The sequence below is a fragment of the Rhizobium sp. R634 genome (assembly GCF_002211305.1).
Taxonomy (GTDB): domain Bacteria; phylum Pseudomonadota; class Alphaproteobacteria; order Rhizobiales; family Rhizobiaceae; genus Rhizobium.
This window is the reverse complement of sequence record NZ_LOKW01000024.1, coordinates 456,901-474,367: the sequence shown is the minus strand read 5'-3', so window position 1 is coordinate 474,367 and position 17,467 is coordinate 456,901. Positions and strand designations below refer to the sequence as shown.

General features: G+C 63.1%; 19 protein-coding genes. 8 read left to right on the top strand and 11 right to left on the bottom strand.

Annotated features, from left to right (window positions below; genetic code table 11):
• Nucleotides 1–2,007, bottom strand: a complete 2,007-nt coding sequence (locus ATY77_RS22775; RefSeq protein WP_088688934.1) for a HAMP domain-containing methyl-accepting chemotaxis protein — start codon at nt 2,005–2,007, stop codon at nt 1–3.
• Between the two features lie 325 nt (nt 2,008–2,332).
• Here ATY77_RS22775 and ATY77_RS22770 point away from each other — a divergent pair, with 325 nt between their 5' ends.
• Nucleotides 2,333–3,208 carry a transporter substrate-binding domain-containing protein gene (locus ATY77_RS22770; RefSeq protein WP_088688933.1) on the top strand — a complete coding sequence of 292 codons (876 nt, stop codon included), beginning with the start codon at nt 2,333–2,335 and terminating at the stop codon, nt 3,206–3,208.
• Nucleotides 3,209–3,225: 17 nt separating this feature from the next.
• Here the strand turns inward: ATY77_RS22770 and ATY77_RS22765 are convergent, their stop codons facing one another.
• The 5 genes from ATY77_RS22765 to ATY77_RS22745 all read right to left on the bottom strand — a co-directional run bounded on the left by ATY77_RS22765 (nt 3,226) and on the right by ATY77_RS22745 (nt 6,390).
• Complete coding sequence (locus ATY77_RS22765; protein WP_088676740.1) at nt 3,226–3,639, bottom strand: tellurite resistance TerB family protein; 414 nt, start codon at nt 3,637–3,639, stop codon at nt 3,226–3,228.
• A gap of 102 nt (nt 3,640–3,741) precedes the next feature.
• On the bottom strand, nt 3,742–4,455 hold the full coding sequence (locus tag ATY77_RS22760) for a thermonuclease family protein (RefSeq protein ID WP_088688932.1): 714 nt from the start codon (nt 4,453–4,455) through the stop codon (nt 3,742–3,744).
• A gap of 11 nt (nt 4,456–4,466) precedes the next feature.
• Nucleotides 4,467–5,132, bottom strand: coding sequence for a helix-turn-helix transcriptional regulator (locus ATY77_RS22755; RefSeq protein ID WP_088676742.1), 666 nt, complete (start codon nt 5,130–5,132; stop codon nt 4,467–4,469).
• Between the two features lie 120 nt (nt 5,133–5,252).
• Nucleotides 5,253–5,900, bottom strand: coding sequence for a response regulator transcription factor (locus tag ATY77_RS22750; RefSeq protein ID WP_088688931.1), 648 nt, complete (start codon nt 5,898–5,900; stop codon nt 5,253–5,255).
• Nucleotides 5,901–5,991: 91 nt separating this feature from the next.
• Nucleotides 5,992–6,390 carry a hypothetical protein gene (locus ATY77_RS22745; protein WP_088688930.1) on the bottom strand — a complete coding sequence of 133 codons (399 nt, stop codon included), beginning with the start codon at nt 6,388–6,390 and terminating at the stop codon, nt 5,992–5,994.
• Between the two features lie 118 nt (nt 6,391–6,508).
• Here ATY77_RS22745 and ATY77_RS22740 point away from each other — a divergent pair, with 118 nt between their 5' ends.
• Nucleotides 6,509–6,862, top strand: a complete 354-nt coding sequence (locus ATY77_RS22740) for a DUF952 domain-containing protein (protein ID WP_088688992.1) — start codon at nt 6,509–6,511, stop codon at nt 6,860–6,862.
• Nucleotides 6,859–7,947: a quinone-dependent dihydroorotate dehydrogenase gene (locus ATY77_RS22735; protein WP_088688929.1), complete on the top strand. Its 1,089-nt coding sequence runs from the start codon at nt 6,859–6,861 to the stop codon at nt 7,945–7,947. Before ATY77_RS22740 ends, ATY77_RS22735 begins: the two co-directional genes overlap by 4 nt.
• Here ATY77_RS22735 and ATY77_RS22730 read toward each other — a convergent pair.
• Genes ATY77_RS22730 through ATY77_RS22720 form a run of 3 tightly spaced genes read right to left on the bottom strand, consistent with a single transcriptional unit; the run spans nt 7,923 to nt 10,100 of the window.
• Nucleotides 7,923–9,269, bottom strand: a complete 1,347-nt coding sequence (locus ATY77_RS22730; protein ID WP_088688928.1) for an MATE family efflux transporter — start codon at nt 9,267–9,269, stop codon at nt 7,923–7,925. The two genes, ATY77_RS22735 and ATY77_RS22730, sit on opposite strands and share 25 nt — an antisense overlap.
• 44 nt (nt 9,270–9,313) lie before the next feature.
• Nucleotides 9,314–9,832 (bottom strand): CAP domain-containing protein, encoded by a 519-nt coding sequence (locus tag ATY77_RS22725; RefSeq protein ID WP_088688927.1) that lies wholly within the window; start codon nt 9,830–9,832, stop codon nt 9,314–9,316.
• 1 nt (nt 9,833) lies between these two features.
• Nucleotides 9,834–10,100 carry a DUF6460 domain-containing protein gene (locus ATY77_RS22720; RefSeq protein ID WP_088676748.1) on the bottom strand — a complete coding sequence of 89 codons (267 nt, stop codon included), beginning with the start codon at nt 10,098–10,100 and terminating at the stop codon, nt 9,834–9,836.
• Between the two features lie 174 nt (nt 10,101–10,274).
• Between ATY77_RS22720 and ATY77_RS22715 the strand changes: the two genes are divergently transcribed.
• Both ATY77_RS22715 and ATY77_RS22710 read left to right on the top strand, forming a co-directional pair.
• Complete coding sequence (locus ATY77_RS22715) at nt 10,275–11,207, top strand: methyltransferase (protein WP_088688991.1); 933 nt, start codon at nt 10,275–10,277, stop codon at nt 11,205–11,207.
• Nucleotides 11,208–11,410: 203 nt separating this feature from the next.
• The gene (locus ATY77_RS22710; RefSeq protein ID WP_088676749.1) at nt 11,411–12,046 is read left to right on the top strand and encodes a YitT family protein; all 636 of its coding nucleotides are present in this window, start codon (nt 11,411–11,413) and stop codon (nt 12,044–12,046) included.
• A gap of 324 nt (nt 12,047–12,370) precedes the next feature.
• Here the strand turns inward: ATY77_RS22710 and ATY77_RS22705 are convergent, their stop codons facing one another.
• Both ATY77_RS22705 and ATY77_RS22700 read right to left on the bottom strand, forming a co-directional pair.
• Nucleotides 12,371–12,832 (bottom strand): carboxymuconolactone decarboxylase family protein, encoded by a 462-nt coding sequence (locus tag ATY77_RS22705; protein WP_088688926.1) that lies wholly within the window; start codon nt 12,830–12,832, stop codon nt 12,371–12,373.
• A gap of 18 nt (nt 12,833–12,850) precedes the next feature.
• A complete protein-coding gene (locus tag ATY77_RS22700) occupies nt 12,851–13,351 on the bottom strand; it encodes an Rrf2 family transcriptional regulator (RefSeq protein ID WP_088676751.1) in 501 nt (166 codons plus the stop codon).
• 126 nt (nt 13,352–13,477) lie between these two features.
• On the opposite strand from ATY77_RS22700, the gene ATY77_RS22695 reads away from it, so the two are divergent.
• The 3 genes from ATY77_RS22695 to pdeM are packed head-to-tail and all read left to right on the top strand — an operon-like array spanning nt 13,478 to nt 17,430.
• The gene (locus tag ATY77_RS22695; RefSeq protein WP_088688925.1) at nt 13,478–14,110 is read left to right on the top strand and encodes a YitT family protein; all 633 of its coding nucleotides are present in this window, start codon (nt 13,478–13,480) and stop codon (nt 14,108–14,110) included.
• A gap of 47 nt (nt 14,111–14,157) precedes the next feature.
• Entirely contained in the window at nt 14,158–16,668 is a 2,511-nt protein-coding gene (locus ATY77_RS22690) for a ligase-associated DNA damage response DEXH box helicase (protein ID WP_088688990.1), read from the top strand.
• Nucleotides 16,669–16,704: 36 nt separating this feature from the next.
• On the top strand, nt 16,705–17,430 hold the full coding sequence (gene pdeM, locus ATY77_RS22685) for a ligase-associated DNA damage response endonuclease PdeM (protein ID WP_088688924.1): 726 nt from the start codon (nt 16,705–16,707) through the stop codon (nt 17,428–17,430).
• Nucleotides 17,431–17,467 lie beyond the last annotated feature (37 nt).

The window sequence follows — 17,467 nt, the reverse complement described above, 5'->3', positions numbered from 1 at the left end:
TCAGAATTCCGTCCAGTCGGCATCCTTGCTGGATGATGCGCTGCTGCCTGCGCCGAAGGCGTTGGCGAGCTGTTGACCGAGTGTGCGGGCCGGCGAGGCGGTCGGGCGGGCCGTACCTTCCCTCGCGATGCGGATCGGCGCCTTGGCAGCCGGGCGCGCTACGGCGCGCGGGGCGGGGGCCGGGGGCCGGATCGAGGCGATCGGCGCGGCGGCGGCGAAGCTGCCGGTGCCCGTCAGGCGGAACTGGCCGAGCAAATTGTTGAGCGCGGCTGCTTCCGTGGCAAGGCTGTGGCTGGCGGCCGTCGATTGCTCGACCATCGCCGCATTCTGCTGCGTGCCCTGGTCCATCGTGTTGACGGCCGTGTTGATCTCCTGCAGCCCGATCGACTGTTCTCGGGAGGCTTCGGCGATCGCGTGGACGTGCTGGTTTATTTCCTGGACCTCGTGGACGATCGAATCGAGTGCCTTGCCGGTTTCGCCGACAAGCGAAACGCCGGTCTGCACCTGCGTGCCCGACGTGGTGATAAGGTCCTTGATTTCCTTTGCCGCCTTGGCCGAACGCTGGGCGAGTTCGCGCACTTCCTGGGCGACGACGGCAAAACCCTTGCCGGCTTCGCCGGCGCGCGCGGCTTCGACGCCGGCATTGAGGGCCAGCAGATTGGTCTGAAAGGCAATATCGTCGATGACGCCGATGATATTGCCGATCTCGGCCGAGGACTGCTCGATTTGCTGCATGGCGGAGACCGCCTTGCGGACGATCGCGCCGGATTTTTCGGCGCCGAGACGGGTGCGGGCGACGAGCTGGCTTGCCTCCTCGGCCCGTTTGGCGGCGTCGCGCACCGTCGTGGTGATCTCTTCGAGTGCTGCCGCCGTCTCTTCGACGGAGGCCGACTGCTGTTCCGTCCGCCTGGAAAGCTCGTCCGCGGAAGAACGGATTTCGTTGGCGCCGGCGCCGATCGCCCGGGCATTGGCGCCGACTGTATGCATGGTCTCGTTGAGCTTCTCGACCGAATTGTTGAAATCCTCGCGCAGCGCATCGAGATGCGCGACGAAGGGTTCGTTGATATGCGAGGCGAGGTCGCCGGCGGCAAGGCGGCGCAGGCCATCGCCGAGTGCTGTGACCGCGCGTTCGAGTTCGGAGGCTTCGCGGGCCTTCTGCGCCTCGCGCTCGCGGCGCTCGCCGTCGCTGAGGCTGCGGTCGGCCGCGGCGCGCGCTTCGATCTCGGCGCGCTCGATCGCGTTGTCGCGGAAGACCGACACGGCCTTGGCCATCTGGCCGACCTCGTCGTGGCGGTCGAGGCCGCTGATGTCGCTGTCCGTATCGCCTTCGGCAAGCCGCGTCATGCGCTGGCGCAGTTCGGCCATCGGGCCGGCAATGCCGATCTGGGCGACAGCGACGCCGAGGCCGATCGCGGCGAGAACAGCAATGCCGATCAAAGCGAGGTAAAGGTTGATCCGTCCATTGACGGAAGCCGAGAGTGCGTCGCCGCCATCGTTGAGCATCGCCATCATCGCATCGTTGTTGGCGATCATCTTCGGCGTCAGCGCGTCGAGCTTGGCATTGATCAGGGCAACGTTTGCCTTGGCGCTGGCGCTGTCCTTGGCTTTGCTCTGTACGATGATTTTGCCTGCCAGAGTTTCGATCTCGTCGATGCCGGCCTGGATTTCATCGATCGCCGGCTTGCGGCTGGGCACAAGCGCCACTGCCTGCTTCATCCGGTCCCGGGCCTGCGGCAGCTTGCTGGGTGTGGCGAGCGCGGTCTCGAACGCCGGGGTATCGGGCTTCATATCCGCAAGCAGGCTGACCTGAAGCACCGAGGCGACGACCGATGCGCTGGCGCGCGCGCTTTGCATCGAGGCGAGCGCCTCATGATCGATGAAGGCGCTGTAGGCCGTATCCGCACGGCGGAACTCGGCGATGACATAGATAAGTCCGGCCATGGCAACCAGTCCCAGCAGCGCCACGACCGATATGATCTTCGTGCGGATTTTCAGATGTTTCAGCATGGAAATATCACCCGATTGGCGGGCCTGTTGCGCCCGGCGCTTGAAATCAATTGTTGCAAACAGAGCTGCTGACGCGCGCATCATGCGATCGACTGGCGGGTCCGATGACGTCGCGATAAATAAAGGCGCTATTCTTTAATTCCGCCCTAACGCCGGGGTGGGGGATGCCCATAATTTCTGGGCTGAACGGTTATCCACCAGTATGTTGCGGCGGCAGCCGGATGAGCCGCCAATGCGGCACGATCCCGCCCATGCATATTCCCCGCCAGCCGTGACTCTGGTACATCTCGGCGATGCTTCGCGCTTAACCCGAGACCGGATCACGATGATGCAATCCAAGCTGTCGCCCCTGATTTTGAAGGGATTTTTTGTGGTCGGGCTGTTTCTCGGAGCGCTGTTTTCGAGTTTTACGGCATCCGCTCAGCAAGCGGCACCATCGCTGCCGCTGCTCTTCGATGCGCGTGAACGCCTGGCCAGGCCGGATCTTTCCTCGCTGGTCCGCCTGCGCTTCCTGACATCGGTCGATTTTCCGCCCTTCAATTTCACCGATCAGAACGGCAAGCTCTCCGGCTTCGATGTCGATCTCGCCCGCGAAATCTGCGCCGAACTGGAGATTTCGGACAAGTGCCAGATCCAGGCGGTCCCCTTCGCCGATCTCAAGGATGCGCTCGCCGCCTCGCAAGGCGATGCCGTCATCGCCGGTCTTGCCGTGACCCCGGAACTGCGCCGGCAGTTCCTTTTCTCAAGACCCTATCTGATGCTGCCGGCCCGTTTCGTGCGCAATCTCGCAGCGCCGCTGGACGGAAAGACGGCGGCCGCGCTTTCTGGCCATCCGGTCGGCGTCGTCAAAGGCACGGTGCACGAAGCGATGCTGGCTGCCTTCTTCCCGGCGATCAAGGCCCAGGCCTTCGACAACAGGGAGGCTCTGCTTACGGCTCTGAGGGATCGCAAGGTCGACGCCGCTTTCGCCGACGCCTTGCAGCTTTCCTTCTGGGTCTCGTCGCCCGCCTCGGCCAAATGCTGCGCGCTCTTCGACGGCCCTTATCTCTCCGAACATTTCCTTGGCGAGGGCATGACCATCATGCTGCGGCAGAAGGACAGCGTGCTGACATCGGCCATCGATCATGCGCTCGGCGCGCTGTCGCGCAACGGCCGTTTGCAGGAAATCTATCTGCGCTATTTTCCTTATGGGCTTTATTGAAGCGCCGGGGAAAGACTCTAGCCCTTGCGGAAGCGGGCAATGGCGCTGCGTTCGATCGCGGCGCAAGTGAGCTTGTCGAGGCCGAGCCGGTCGCGCAGCAGGCTGAGCAGCCGGAGTTCCTCGGCTTTGACCGAGAGATCGGCGGAGGCTACTTCGACGGCGAGCGCATAGGCCGTGTCGTAGAGCTTTGCCGGCAGGGTATCGCGCACCGTTTCGAGAACGACGTCGAGGCCCTCCGGCCCGGCAAGAAGCGAGGCGCAGTCGCGCGCGATCGAAATCAGCTTATCGTCATCGAAATCCTTGAAAACCGGCAGGAAGCCGATCAGTTGGCCGATCCTCGTCATCTCCCTGTCGTTCATCGTGCTATCGACGGCGGATGCCATCACCATCACGTAGATCAGGGCATCATGGGCGGAAAGCGGCTTGTTCATCTCTGATTCCTTTTTCGATTTGCCCAGATTAGGAAGTGGCGGCGGCCATTACAAGGGATCGCCCCCTACGAGAGGAAGCCAATCCCTGTCGCGGCGTATCGGTTATTTGCGGCGCGGATCGCCGCCATATATGCCTCTCCCCGCCTGCCTGGCTGTCTCGGAGATGGCGGCGAGAGGCGAACCTGCCGCCGCTTCCGCCCAGCCGTTTTCGGCAAGCCACGAGCCGAGATCCTGGGTGCCGAGCCGGCAGGCCGCCGTGATCGTTCCCTTCCATTCGGCTTGATCGAGATCGCAGACGACGCTGCGGTTGCGCAGCAACTGGCGTAGCGCCGTCTTCGCCATCATGCCGCAGGGCCATTGCCGGCCTGCCGGCCCGCATATCCTGTCGGCCGGTGTCGCGACGATGCCGGCAAGCTGAAGCCTGCGCTCGCCGAAGGAAAGATCGCCGGCATTTTCGACCTTCGGCCTCGGCAGCTCGATCGCCTTTTTCGCCGCGGGACTCGCCGTTTCGCTGGCGGCAGGCGCCGCTTGTTGCGCGAGGTCGGCGGGTTTGGGCGCCTTGCCATCGGGCGCTGCCGCAGCGGGCGGAGCCGCCGGTTCTGCGGAACGGGCGATCATCTCGGCACGTTCGTCGGATATCCTCGCTGTGGGTTTGGCTGTCTCAGGGGCAACACCCGGCGCTGCTGCGGCCGTCTCATCTGCGGGCGTGCTTTCTTCCCCTGATGAGCCGCCGCGAAGCCTTGCTTCGCCTGCCATCAGCAGGCCGGCTACCACCGCCATCCCTGTGAAACCTGTGAAGACGGCAGCAGGGCGCATGGAATATCTTCCTACTGACTGGCCCAGATGATGCGGGCGATCCAATCGACATCGGAAAGATCGAGGGTGCGGTTGGGGTGTTCGGGATTGAGCGACATCAGCTCGATCGACCGCGGGCTCTGGCGCAGCAGCACCTTGGCCATCACCTCACCCTCGCGCGTACGCACCACGACGCGGTCGTTGCGGCGCACTTGCGCGCCCGGTTCGACGATCAGCACGTCGCCGTCGCGGTAGAGCGGCATCATGCTCTCGCCCTGCACCTCCAGCGCATAAACGCCGGCCTTTTGCGATGGCGCCGCCGGAAATTCGACCACGTCCCAGCCCTGGCCGGCCGGAAAGCCGCCGTCGTCGAAGAAGCCGCCGGCGCCGGCCTGCGCGAAGCCCAGCAGCGGAATGGAGCTGCCCTGCGGCTGAAACGCGGCTTCCGGCAATCCGGAAGGGCTGCCGCCCGGCCGCATGAAGGCAAGAAACTGCTCCATGCTCGCCCCTGTCGCCTCGAGCACCTTGGCGATCGATTCGGTCGAAGGCCAGCGCAACCGCCCGTCGGCGGATAGCCGTTTCGATTTGTTGAAGGAGGTCGGGTCGAGCCCGGCGCGCCGGGCAAGACCGGACGGCGTCAGGTCGTGCCGTTCGGCAAGCCTGTCAATCGCTCCCCAGATCTGCTCATGTGACAGCATAGGCGCCCGATCCCGTGCGGCTCATCCAATGCCGCGCTTCAACCGAGCGGAATATTAACCGACCGTATCGCCCGAGTAAAGACGAGAAAGGAATAAAATCCTGTAAGCCGAGTGCCGTGCTCAGGCGACCATCGCCATATTGATCTTGCCGAGCTGGATGACGGCCTGTGTCCGGCTGTCGACATCGAGTTTCAGGAGAATCGCCGAGACATGCGCCTTGATCGTCGCCTCGGAGACGCCGAGTTCATAGGCGATCTGCTTGTTCAGCAGGCCTTCGGCGAGCATGGTCAACACCCGGCTCTGCTGCGGCGTCAGCGTGTGCAGGCGGTGGATCAGATCGGCGACATCAGGATCCTGCTCCTGACCGTCGCGATAGCTCTCGGGCGTGGCGATATCGCCGGCAAGCACCGTCTGGATGCTGCGGCGGATGTCCTCGATACCGGAGGATTTGGAAATGAAGCCGGAAGCGCCGAGTTCCAGGGCCCGGCGAATCGTCGTCGCATCGTCGGTTGCCGAGACGATGATGATCGGCAGGCTGCCGAATTCCGCGCGTAGCGCCATCAGACCGGAGAAGCCGCTGACGCCGGGCATGGCGAGATCGAGCAACATCAGATCGGCATCCGGATGCGTGCCCGCAGCCGTGCGTGCGGCAGCAAAATCGCCGGCCTCGACGATCGTCTGCCGGCCTTCCATGCCGATCACCGCCTGGCGCAGCGCATCCCGGAAAAGCGGATGGTCGTCCGCGATGATGATGGTCTGTTCCTGCATCGAAAACTCCCTCCCAAGAGTCCGATCACGCCTGCATGCGCCGCCATCCCCTCCGCGCCGCATGCATATCTACTGAAATGACTATATCAGATCATGTCTTCTGCGGAAGGGGATTGGCCTTTTCCTCGGCCTGGAACTCCTTCACCATCCCCATGAAACTCTTCATCATCTTCTCCATGATGCTGATCGAGCGGTCGATCTCGGCATCGCTCGGCAGCGCGCGCTGGACGAGGCTGCCCTGTTCCAGCTTGGTCACCCGCTCGGAAAGCCGGTCGAGCTCGTCCTCATAAGCTGCCCGCTCGTCGGCGGCCATCCGGCAGACGAGTGTGCCGTCCTTGTCCTGGCAGATCGACATGGCGCCGGTCTGCCGGTCGAGACGGACGAAATGATCGCCGCTCTTCTCCAGCTGGAAACGGCTCGCATCGGCTTCGGCCGCCGCGGCGCCGAGCGGCAGGAGAAGAACGCCAAGTGTCAGAACCAGAATCTTCATCGTCTTATCCTCCGGATTTGCCTGTCTCGGCCTCGTTTTTTAAACGCCGGGGCGTGGACATCGCCGCCTCTTTCCGGCAAAGCGCTGATGACCGAGGACCAGCAATCGCGAGGCCATGATGACCGTGACACCGACCCTTTACAAGATCGTGACGGAAGCGCTCTGGCAGGAAGCCAGACAAACCGGCATTTTTCATGGCGCCGGCATCGATCTCAAGGACGGTTTCATCCATTTCTCGACGGCAGACCAGGTGAAGCGGACCGCCGCGCTGCATTTTGCCGGCCAGTCCGGCCTCATGCTGATTGCCGTCGACGGCAGCGGCTTCGGTGACAAGCTTCTCTTCGAGCCATCACGCGGCGGCGATCTGTTCCCGCATCTCTATGCCGACCTGCCGCTTGCAGCCGTGCTCTGGGAGGCGCCACTGCCGCTCGATGGGGCCGGCGCTCACGTCTTCCCGGAGCTGCAACCATGATCGACCCCTTGAAGCGTATCGCCCGCAAGGGCCTCTTCATGTTCGATCCGGAAACGGCGCACGGCATGTCGATTGCGGCGCTGAAATCCGGCCTGGTGCCGGCCTGCCACATCGCGTCCGATCCGCGGCTCAGCCAGACCGTCGCCGGCCTCGTCTTCCAAAACCCGATCGGCATGGCAGCGGGCTACGACAAGAATGCCGAGGTGCCGGAAGCGCTGCTGAAGCTCGGTTTCGGTTTTACCGAGATCGGCACAGTGACGCCGAAGCCGCAGTCCGGCAATCCGCGGCCACGCATCTTCCGCCTGGTGGAGGATGAAGCGGTCATCAACCGTCTCGGCTTCAACAATGAAGGCCATGACGCCGCCTTCACGCGCCTTGCCGCGCTGACGGGCAGGGGCATCGTCGGCGTCAATATCGGCGCCAACAAGGAGAGCGAGGATCGCATCGCCGACTATGTCGCCGGCATCCGCCGCTTCTATTCCGTTGCACGCTACTTCACTGCCAACATCTCCTCGCCCAATACGCCCGGCTTGCGCGACCTGCAGGCGCGCGAAAGCCTTGCGGCGCTGCTCTCCGCCGTGCTCGCGGTGCGTGACGAGATGGCGGCGAATTCCGGCCGGAAAATCCCGGTTTTCTTGAAGATCGCCCCCGATCTCACTGAAGAAGGCATGGACGATATCGCCGCCGAAGCGCTCGCGCATCCGCTGGATGGCCTGATCGTCTCCAACACGACGCTGTCGCGCGATGGGCTCAAGGATCAGCGCCAGGCCAAGGAGGCGGGCGGTCTCTCCGGCGTGCCGCTGTTCGAAAAATCGACGTCCGTGCTCGCCAAGATGCGCAAGCGCGTCGGTCCTGATCTGGCGATCATCGGCGTTGGCGGCGTCTCCTCGGCCGAGACGGCGCTGGAGAAGATCCGGGCGGGCGCCGATCTCGTCCAGCTCTATTCCTGCATGGTGTATGAAGGTCCCGGTCTGCCGGGCGATATCGTCCGCGGCCTCTCCGGGCTGCTCGACCGGGAAAAAGCCGGTTCGATCCGCGCGCTGCGGGACACCAGGCTGGATTATTGGGCAGCGCGGAACGTCTGATCGGCGCGCGGCCGCACCAGCATAGCCAGGAAGAAGCCGCGGAAGAGCAGGAAGGCGTTCATCGCCAGCCACAGACCGTGATTGCCGAAAAGCGGCACGAAGACGGCGAGCATCACGAGGTAACCGGCAAAGGACATTAGCATCCGGTTGCGCATGTCCGCAGACCATGTCGCGCCGATGAAGACCCCGTCCATCAGGAAGGCCAGAGCGCCGGTCAACCCGGTCACCGCCGCCCAGGGCAGGTAGGCCCCGGCCGCCTGCCGCACCTCGGGCGAGGTCGTCAATACCGAGATCAGCCAGGGCCCGGCCAGGAAGAAGAAGGCCGAAACGATTGCCGCCAGACCGAAGGACCAGAGGGTCGTCAGCTTCAGCCCGCGGTCGAAGGCCGGCCGATACCGCGCGCCGATCGCCCGGCCGGTGATCTGTTCGGCGGCATTGGCAAGCCCGTCGAGATAATAGCCGGACAGCAGGAAGAAGTTCATCAGCACCGCGTTGGCGGCAAGCGTCACCGCGCCGAAGCCGGTGCCGATCCGTGTCATGATGGTGAAGGCGCCGATCAGCACGAAAGTGCGGATCAGGATGTCGCGGTTGAGCGCGAAAAGCTCCGCTAGGCGGTGGCTGGAAGTGATCTCCGACCATGCCGGCCGCTCTGCCTTGCCGAAGCCGCCGAGCACGATGGAGAGCCCGGCGAACGCACCGGCCATCTCGCCGGCCATGGTTGCCCAGGCGACCCCAGCCACGCCCCAGCCGAGCGACAGGCCGAGATAGATGGACAGCAAGATGTTGATGCCGTTGATCAGGGCCTGCAGCAGCAGCCCGACATTGCCCTGTCCGCGTCCGAGCACGAAGCCGAGGATCGCGTAATTCGCCAGCGCCGCCGGTGCGGCCAGCATGCGAATCGAGAAATAGGTGCTGGTTGCCTCGGCGATCGCCCCTTCTGCGCCCATCAGTTTCAAACCGGCCGCCATCAACAGCGGCGAAAGACAGAGCAGCGCCAGCCCGCAGCCGAGCGCGGAAATCAGTGCCCGCCAAAACACGGCCTGTTGCTCGTGCTGGTCTCGCCGGCCATAGGCCTGCGCCGTCAGCCCTGTCGTCGAGGCGCGCAGGAAATTGAAACTGCCGAGGATGAGGTCGAAGAGCATCGCGCCGATCGCAAGCCCCGCAAGCGCCTCGGGATTGCCCATATGGCCGACGACGGCGGTGCTTGTCAGCCCGAGCAGCGGCGTCGTCATGAAACCGAGCGTCATCGGAATGGCGATCGAGAGCACCAGCCGGTGCGTCACCTCGAAAGCGAACGCATTGTTATTGCTGCGCGTATCCATGCCGGCCTCATCTACAGCGTCTGAGCCGATTCCGATTTCGGGAATTATGCGGCGGAAGAATCGCCTCGGCTGGAGAGCACCATGGCCCAATAGGGCAGGTTCCGGGAAGATGCATTATGAGCAACGGCGACGCCGAGGCCGTCATAACGCCCGAGCATGTTTTCCAGATGATGTGGCGAGTTGATCCAGGCCGTCACCACGGCATCGACGCTCTGCTGGCCGGAGGCGATATTTTCCGCCGCCGGCAGCCGCACACCGCTCGCCTTGACGCGGGCGCCGAAGCTGTCGGTCATGCCGATCAGATGCGCCATCTTGCCGGAGCTCGCCATGCGTTTCGCCTGGAAGAGGGCGGCGGTCTGCGCCGCCGGATCGGGGCTAAGCGGCGGCAGGCCGTTCTTGGCTCTCAGCTGGTTGACAAGCGGCAGCACGCTTGTTGTCTCGTCCTCGCCGTTTGAGGGCGTGCCGGCAAGGCGGGGTGTCGTCGTGCAGCCGGCGATGCCGGCAGCGAGCGCGAGTGTGGAAAGGCGCAGCATGCCGCGTCTGGAAAGATCGATGGATGTCATGTTACCGGCGATAGCTGAAAAGGCGAAGGATGACGAAGAGCGGGATGACGATCGTCGCCCCGAGGAGGAGATAGTCGCCGACGCGCCCTAGCGCTGAAAAACCCCGATGCCAAATCTCCAGGATGAAGTCACGGAATCCATAGATGATGTTCCACGGCGTCAGGCCGAAGATGGTCATGACGAAACCGACAATCAGCGACACGACGATGAGTTTTATCAACGTGCGGCCGAGCGAATCGCCGAGGAACTTGTTCACCTGATCGGACATGCGCCATCTCCTGTTTGCCCCTGAATTAAGGTTGCGGCGCACCGCCCGCAAGCCCTTTCCTGGATTGGCCGTTCCGCCTCTGAAATAGGACTTGAGTTTTTTTGTGGCCGCCGCCAGATGCGAAGCCATGCAAACTGCGCAGTGCCACCATATGCGCAAAATGAAGAGCCGATGATGCAGCCCCACCAGCTTTCCTCAGGCGACGTCATCGCCGACCGCCGCGCCGATTATGCCAAAATGCTCGAAGAGGGCGGCGAACCGGAGGCGGCGGCCGAGCTGATGGAACAGGCGCTTGAGCTCGCGCCCGGTTGGGCTGCCGGCTGGTATCGCCTCGCCACCTATCGGGAAAAAGCGGGCAGGGCAGATGCCGCGATCGAGGCCTATCGCAGGACGCTTGCCCTCGATCCCGAAGATATTTTCGGCTCGGCCCTCAAGCTCGCCCTTCTCGGCGACGGAGCTGCGCCCGACCGGCCGCCGAGCCGCTATGTCGAGCGGCTCTTCGATGATTATGCCGACCGTTTCGAAACCTCGCTCGTCGAGAAACTCGACTACAGCGTGCCGCAGAAGCTTGCCGCGCTGGTCGCCTCCACCGCCAGGCGTTACGAATGCGCCGTCGATCTCGGCTGCGGCACCGGGCTGCTTGGTCCGGAAATCCGCGCGCATGTCGGCCGCCTCGAGGGCTTCGACCTCTCGCAGAAAATGTTGGCCAAGGCGGCGGAGAAGGGCGTTTACGATTATCTTGCCCAGGCCGATCTATCGCTTGCACCCGATCTTTCCGGCGTCCTTGCGGATGCCCTGCGCCATCGCACCGATCTTGTGACGGCAGCCGACGTCTTGATGTATCTCGGCAATCTCGAGAGCGTCTTTGCCATCATCGACGATCTCGCCGGCGCCGGCGCCGACATCGCCTTTTCCGTCGAGGATGCGGGGGAAGGCGAAGGTTTTCACCTCGCCCCGTCGCTGCGTTATGCCCATTCGGAAGCCTATGTGAGGAGGCTGCTTGGCCGCCACGGCCTCGAAATCCTCCAGACCGTCAAGACGGTTATTCGCAAAGATGGCGGTAAACCCGTTTTCGGCATTCTGTTCCTTACGCGCAAGGCGGGGTGAACGAATGTATCTTGCGATTTTTATATAGGTCAGCGTTGCTTACCTATTTTCCTTGATCCGCCGCCGGAAAGCCTGATATTTCAAAGGCGTACGACGAAGCGCGGCGACAGCATGTCGAGCGCTACGGCGCATTCACCTCAAATCCATCACGCCCGGAACTCTTCGGGTGTTCCCGAACTCGTCTGCTGTTGGAGACCGGCGCTATGACACAGCTCATCAATGCTCTTGGCGTCTGGAACACCAGCGCGACGCGCCACTCGCCGATCGAAGATGTGCAAGGCATTTTCTCCGGCAGCCTCGTCGCAGCGCTCGGCCTTTACGTTCTCGCCTGCGCCGGCCTTCTCACCGGCAGTACGGCGGGCGTCGCCTTCCTCCTGCATTATGCCTTCGGCCTCAATTTCGGCATGGCCTTCTTCCTGCTCAACCTGCCGTTCTTCTATCTCTCGTGGAAGCGCCTCGGCATGGCCTTCACCGTCAAGACCTTCATCGCCATCGGTTTGACGTCGGCGATGTCAGATCTGCAATCGCGTCTCTTTTCCATATCGAGCATCCATCCGGCCTGGGCAGCACTTCTCGGTGGCCTGCTGCTCGGCTTCGGCGCGCTGGCGCTCTATCGCCATCGCGCCAGCCTCGGCGGCGTCGGCATCCTCGGCATCTATCTGCAGGAGCGCTTCGGCATCCGCGCGGGTCTCGTCCAGCTTGCCATCGACATGTGCGTGCTTGCCGCCGCCTTCTTCGTCACCACGCCGCCCATCGTCTTCTATTCGGTGCTCGGCGCCGTCGTGCTCAACCTCTTCGTCGCCATCAATCACCGCGCCGACCGTTACATCGCCCTTTGACATTACAAATCGGTAAGCCATTCTAAACAAAACGTAACTTGCCTGTGATCGATCCTGGCGCGACACTTCTTTTCGCGCCGGATTTGATGAGGTGAACTATGTCAGATTTGGAAAAACTTGTGAGGCTCCGCATGCAGGAAGAATATGCCAAGGGCACTTCCGCAGAGGAAATCGCGAAAGTCGTCCGCGACATATTCAACAGCACCGATCTCTCGGGTAGTCGGCCTGGCTCTGCTGCCGCGCGAGCCGCTACCAATCGCGAGTGAGCATATTCAACCGACCCGAATTCTTCGGGTCGGTCGCCGGGATCTATCCCTTAAGCCGTCAAGCTGCCTTCTGAGCCGCATCGATCGGATGCTGCGAGCGGAAGCCGACCGCAAGCCGGTTCCAGATATTGATCGCACCGATCGCCACCGTGATCTTCGTCATCTCCTCCTCGGAGAAATGCGCCTTCAGCGCCTCGTAGTCGCCATCCGGCGCGCCTGTCTTGGCGATGTTGGTGACGGCGTCAACCCAGCCGAGCAGGGCGCGTTCGCGGGCGTCATAAATCGGCGACTCCCGCCAGACGCACATCAGGTTGATCCACTGCTCGCTCAGCCCATCGTGGCGGGCTTCCTTCACATGCATGTCGACGCAATAGGCGCAGCCGTTGATCTGCGAGGCACGCAGCTTGATGAGGTGGATGAAGCGGCGCTCCAGCCCGGAGGCCTGGACATATTGTTCGAGCGCTGCGACGGCCTTGTAGGCGTCCGGAGCGGCTTTGGCGAAATTGAAACGCGGTTGCATGATCTTCTCCTTTATGGCTCAGCGAGCCGTTTTGCGTTCATGGATTTCAAGGAAAGCGCAGCCTCGGGCTGCGATCGACCCGTCGTCGAGGGCATTCAGTTCGATGCCGATATCGGCAATGCTCGTCTTGGCGAGTTCGGCGCGGTAGACGCGTTCGGCCCGCAGCATCGCCGCGCTGATGTTGCAGGGCTTGGCGAAGAAGCGGTCGGAGACCGGGTTCGGCCCGCGCTGGCGTATTTCGGCGCAGCGGAAAGCCGGCGCCGGCCCTTCGACTGCAAGCAGGATGTCGAGCAGCGAAATCTCCGCCGGCGCCTTCGCCAGCCGATATCCGCCTTTCGGGCCTGGTACGGTATCGAGGATGCCGGCGCCGGACAGCGCCTGCAGATGTTTCAACAGATAGCTTGTCGATACGCCGTGGAATTCCGCCAACGCTGCTGCTGAAAGCACGCCGCCGTCCGAGAGGCCGGAAAGCATCGCAACGCTGTGAATGGCCTGCTCGACCCCATCGCTCATCTTCATAAATGGCTTCCTCTAATCGTGGATAAAAAATATCCATGATTGTCACAGTTGTCAACAGGCATCTCGCCGCCACTTGTCTTTACCGCCGCGCGGGATAGAAAGCGGAAAAGCCGACAGGGGAACATCATGGCGTCCAACGCTTTCGCGGGCTTTCTCAATTCCAGCGCCGATCGCCATTCTCTGTTCGACGATGCGCAGGGCATTGTCGCCGGCAGCATGCTCGCCGTGCTCGGCGTCTCGCTTCTCTCCGGCGCAGGCCTGCTTGCCGGCGGCACCGCAGGTCTTGCCTTCCTCGCGCATTACGCGACCGGCATAAGTTTCGGCCTCTGCTTCTTTGCGGTAAACCTGCCCTTCTACTATCTCGCTTTCCGCCGTTTAGGCCCCGCTTTCACCATCAAGACCTTCGTCGCGATCGGGCTCACCTCAATCCTGTCCGAATTCGCGCCCGGCTTCATCGGCATCGGGCATGTCCACCCCGTTGCCGGTGCGCTCTTCGGAGGCCTCGCCATCGCTGCCGGCATGCTGGCGCTCTTCCGCCACCGCGCCAGCCTCGGCGGCATCGGCATCCTTGCTCTCTATATCCAGGATCGTTTCGGCTGGCGTGCCGGCCTCGTCCAGCTCGGCTTCGATGGCATCGTGCTGGCGCTCTCCTTCTTCGTTGCCAGCCCCGTCATCATCGCCTGTTCCGTGCTCGGCGCGATCGTGCTCAACCTGACGCTGGCCATCAATCACCGCAAGGACCGCTATATCGCGATGTGAGCGGCGGCCGCTCTTCTTTTTCTTCCGCTTTTCACTACCTTCAGGGCGTGGACCAGATCGATTCCGAAGCCCGCGCCCTGCTTCCTGCCGCCTTTGCCCGCTGGTTTGCGGAGAAGGGCTGGCGTCCGCGCGCCCATCAGCTGGAGCTGCTCGCCCGCGCCGAGGCCGGCGAAAGCACGCTGCTGATTGCGCCGACCGGCGCCGGCAAGACGCTGGCCGGTTTTCTGCCGTCGCTCACCGATCTCACCCGCCGCGGCAAGATTCCGCCCGGCTCGGCCTTCACCGGCATCCACACGCTTTATGTCTCGCCGCTGAAGGCGCTGGCGATCGACATCGAGCGCAACCTGATGAAGCCGGTGGCGGAAATGGGCCTGCCGGTCACCGTCGAAAACCGCACCGGCGATACGCCGAACGCCAAGCGCCAGCGCCAGAAGCTCAATCCGCCGGATATTCTGCTGACGACGCCAGAACAGGTCGCCCTGCTTCTCGCCAATCGCGAGGCCGAACGCTTCTTCAAGGATCTGAAATATGTGGTGCTCGACGAATTGCATTCGCTCGTCACCTCGAAGCGCGGTCATATGCTCTCGCTCGGGCTTGCCCGTCTGCGCCGCCTTGCCCCCGGTCTGAAGACCATCGGCCTGTCGGCGACCGTGGCCGAGCCGATGGACCTGCAGAAATGGCTGGTCGCCCATGAGGAGGGGAAAGAGCATCATGCCGGCCTCGTCGTCGTCGAAGGCGGCGCCAAGCCCGATATCTCGATCCTGTCCACCGAAGAGCGCATTCCCTGGGCCGGCCATTCCGCCAAATACGCCATTCCCGATGTGTACAGGCAACTCCTCGATCACCAGACGACGCTGCTCTTCGTCAATACCCGCAGCCAGGCCGAAATGCTCTTCCAGGAACTCTGGACGATCAATGACGACAACCTGCCGATTGCCCTCCATCACGGCTCGCTCGATGTCGCCCAACGCCGCAAGGTCGAGGCGGCGATGGCTGAAAACCGGCTGCGCGCCGTCGTCGCCACCTCGACGCTCGATCTCGGCATCGACTGGGGCGATGTCGATCTCGTCATCCATGTCGGCGCGCCGAAGGGCGCCTCACGCCTTGCCCAGCGCATCGGCCGCGCCAATCACCGCATGGACGAGCCCTCGAAGGCGATCCTCGTGCCGGCCAACCGTTTCGAGGTCATGGAGTGCCAGGCGGCGCTCGACGCCAATTATATCGGCGCGCAGGATACACCGCCGGTCGGCCGCGGCGCGCTCGACGTGCTCGCCCAGCACGTGCTCGGCATGGCCTGCGCCGAACCTTTCGACATGCTGGAACTCTACGACGAGATCACCAGCGCCTCGCCCTATGCCGATCTCAGCTGGGAAAACTTCGAGCGCGTCGTCGATTTCGTCGCGACCGGTGGTTATGCGCTGAGGACCTACGAACGTTACGCCCGTATCCGTAAGACCAAGGAAGGCCGCTGGCGCGTCTCCAATCCCGCCGTCGCCCAGCAATATCGCCTCAACCTCGGCACCATCGTCGAAAGCCCGATGCTGAACATCCGCATGGTCAAGCGCGGCGAGGGCGGCCGGATCGGCCGCGGCGGCGCCACGCTGGGCAAGGTCGAGGAATATTTCCTCGAACAATTGTCTCCCGGAGATACTTTCGTCTTCTCCGGCAAGGTGCTGCGCTTCGAAGGGATCCGCGAAAACGAATGCCTGGCGTCACAGGCCTTTTCGCTCGATCCGAAGATCCCGTCCTATAACGGCGGCAAGTTTCCGCTGTCGACCTATCTCGCCGAGCAGGTGCGGGCGATGATCGCCGATCCCGACCGCTGGGGCCTTCTGCCCGATCAGGTCCGCGACTGGCTGTCGCTGCAGACGGACAAGTCGATGCTGCCGAAGCACGACGAATTTTTGATCGAAACTTTCCCGCGCGGCAGCCGGGGTTACATGGTCGCCTATCCCTTCGAGGGCCGTCTCGCCCATCAGACGCTCGGCATGCTGCTCACCCGGCGGCTGGAGCGGGCAGGCGCCAAGCCGCTCGGCTTCGTCGCCACCGATTATTCGCTGGCCGTCTGGGGCCTCGAAGATATGGGACTGATGATCGGCAATGGCCGGCTCAGCCTCTCCGACCTGTTCGACGAGGACATGCTGGGCGACGATCTCGAAGCCTGGCTCGACGAATCCTTCCTGCTCAAGCGCACCTTCCGCAATTGCGCCGTGATTGCAGGCTTGATCGAGCGCCGCCACCCCGGCAAGGAAAAGAGCGGCCGTCAGATCACCGTGTCGGCCGATCTGATCTACGACGTGCTGCGCAGCCATGAGCCGGATCACATCCTGCTGCAGGCGACGCGCCAGGATGCGGCGACCGGACTTTTGGATATTCGCCGTCTTGGCGATATGCTGATCCGAATCAAAGGGCACATCACCCACCGCGCCCTCGATCACATTTCCCCGCTGGCCGTGCCGGTGATGCTGGAAATCGGACGGGAGGCGGTGCCGGGCGAAGCTCATGATGTGCTGCTTGCCGAAGCGGCCGATGATCTGATCGCCGAAGCATTGGCCTGAAGAGAGCGGCCTGAAAATTTGGAAACGACGATAGTGATGAACCGCCTTGCGCTCGCGCGTGACATATCGGGATTGGCCGCGACATCAGGCGTCGAGACATCGGTTCACGGCATTGCCGCCGTCTGCGATCCATTCGGCGCCCTCTATCTGCCGGATGCCGGCATGCTCGTCGTGTCTGATCTGCATCTGGAGAAAGGTGCTGCCTTCGCGCGCCGCGGCATGATGCTGCCGCCCTACGATACGCTGGCGACGCTCACCGTCCTTGCCGCCGTCATTTCCCGTTATGACCCCAAACTCGTCGTCTCGCTCGGCGACAATTTCCACGACCGCGTCGGCTCACGACATCTGCCGGAGAATTTTCGCGCATTGATCGTCGGGATGGCGCGCGGCCGCGAATGGATCTGGGTCAACGGCAACCATGATCCCGACGGGGTCGTCGATCTTCCGGGCGCCTGTGTCGACGAGATGCACTATGCTGGCCTGACCTTCCGCCATGAGCCGAGAAATGGCTTGCAGAGCGGCGAAATCGCCGGCCACCTGCACCCTGCGGCGACCGTGCGCCGGCGCGAGCGATCCGTGCGCCGCCCCTGCTTCGCCACCGACGGCGCCCGCCTCCTGATGCCCGCCTTCGGCGTCATGAGCGGTGGGCTGGATCTTGCCCATCAGGCGATGAAAGGCCTGTTCGACAAATCGTCGTTGGTGGCCCATCTCCTGGGACGGGATCGGATTTATTCGGTCAGATATGGGAATTTGCGGGGGTAGGAACGCCGGATGGGGCGTGCCGTGTGGCACCCAACTG

Excerpts from the sequence above, each read along its gene's own strand:
- ATY77_RS22710 (WP_088676749.1), top strand. The coding sequence starts at position 11,411 with ATGACACAGCTCATCAATGCTCTTGGCGTCTGGAACACCAGCGCGACG.
- ATY77_RS22745 (WP_088688930.1), bottom strand. The coding sequence starts at position 6,390 with ATGAAGATTCTGGTTCTGACACTTGGCGTTCTTCTCCTGCCGCTCGGC.
- ATY77_RS22740 (WP_088688992.1), top strand. The coding sequence starts at position 6,509 with ATGACCGTGACACCGACCCTTTACAAGATCGTGACGGAAGCGCTCTGG.
- ATY77_RS22735 (WP_088688929.1), top strand. The coding sequence starts at position 6,859 with ATGATCGACCCCTTGAAGCGTATCGCCCGCAAGGGCCTCTTCATGTTC.
- ATY77_RS22765 (WP_088676740.1), bottom strand. The coding sequence starts at position 3,639 with ATGAACAAGCCGCTTTCCGCCCATGATGCCCTGATCTACGTGATGGTG.
- ATY77_RS22725 (WP_088688927.1), bottom strand. The coding sequence starts at position 9,832 with ATGACATCCATCGATCTTTCCAGACGCGGCATGCTGCGCCTTTCCACA.
- ATY77_RS22705 (WP_088688926.1), bottom strand. The coding sequence starts at position 12,832 with ATGCAACCGCGTTTCAATTTCGCCAAAGCCGCTCCGGACGCCTACAAG.
- ATY77_RS22695 (WP_088688925.1), top strand. The coding sequence starts at position 13,478 with ATGGCGTCCAACGCTTTCGCGGGCTTTCTCAATTCCAGCGCCGATCGC.
- ATY77_RS22730 (WP_088688928.1), bottom strand. The coding sequence starts at position 9,269 with ATGGATACGCGCAGCAATAACAATGCGTTCGCTTTCGAGGTGACGCAC.
- ATY77_RS22755 (WP_088676742.1), bottom strand. The coding sequence starts at position 5,132 with ATGCTGTCACATGAGCAGATCTGGGGAGCGATTGACAGGCTTGCCGAA.
- ATY77_RS22700 (WP_088676751.1), bottom strand. The coding sequence starts at position 13,351 with ATGAAGATGAGCGATGGGGTCGAGCAGGCCATTCACAGCGTTGCGATG.
- ATY77_RS22720 (WP_088676748.1), bottom strand. The coding sequence starts at position 10,100 with ATGTCCGATCAGGTGAACAAGTTCCTCGGCGATTCGCTCGGCCGCACG.
- ATY77_RS22760 (WP_088688932.1), bottom strand. The coding sequence starts at position 4,455 with ATGCGCCCTGCTGCCGTCTTCACAGGTTTCACAGGGATGGCGGTGGTA.
- ATY77_RS22770 (WP_088688933.1), top strand. The coding sequence starts at position 2,333 with ATGATGCAATCCAAGCTGTCGCCCCTGATTTTGAAGGGATTTTTTGTG.
- ATY77_RS22715 (WP_088688991.1), top strand. The coding sequence starts at position 10,275 with ATGCAGCCCCACCAGCTTTCCTCAGGCGACGTCATCGCCGACCGCCGC.
- ATY77_RS22750 (WP_088688931.1), bottom strand. The coding sequence starts at position 5,900 with ATGCAGGAACAGACCATCATCATCGCGGACGACCATCCGCTTTTCCGG.
- ATY77_RS22775 (WP_088688934.1), bottom strand. The coding sequence starts at position 2,007 with ATGCTGAAACATCTGAAAATCCGCACGAAGATCATATCGGTCGTGGCG.
- pdeM (WP_088688924.1), top strand. The coding sequence starts at position 16,705 with ATGAACCGCCTTGCGCTCGCGCGTGACATATCGGGATTGGCCGCGACA.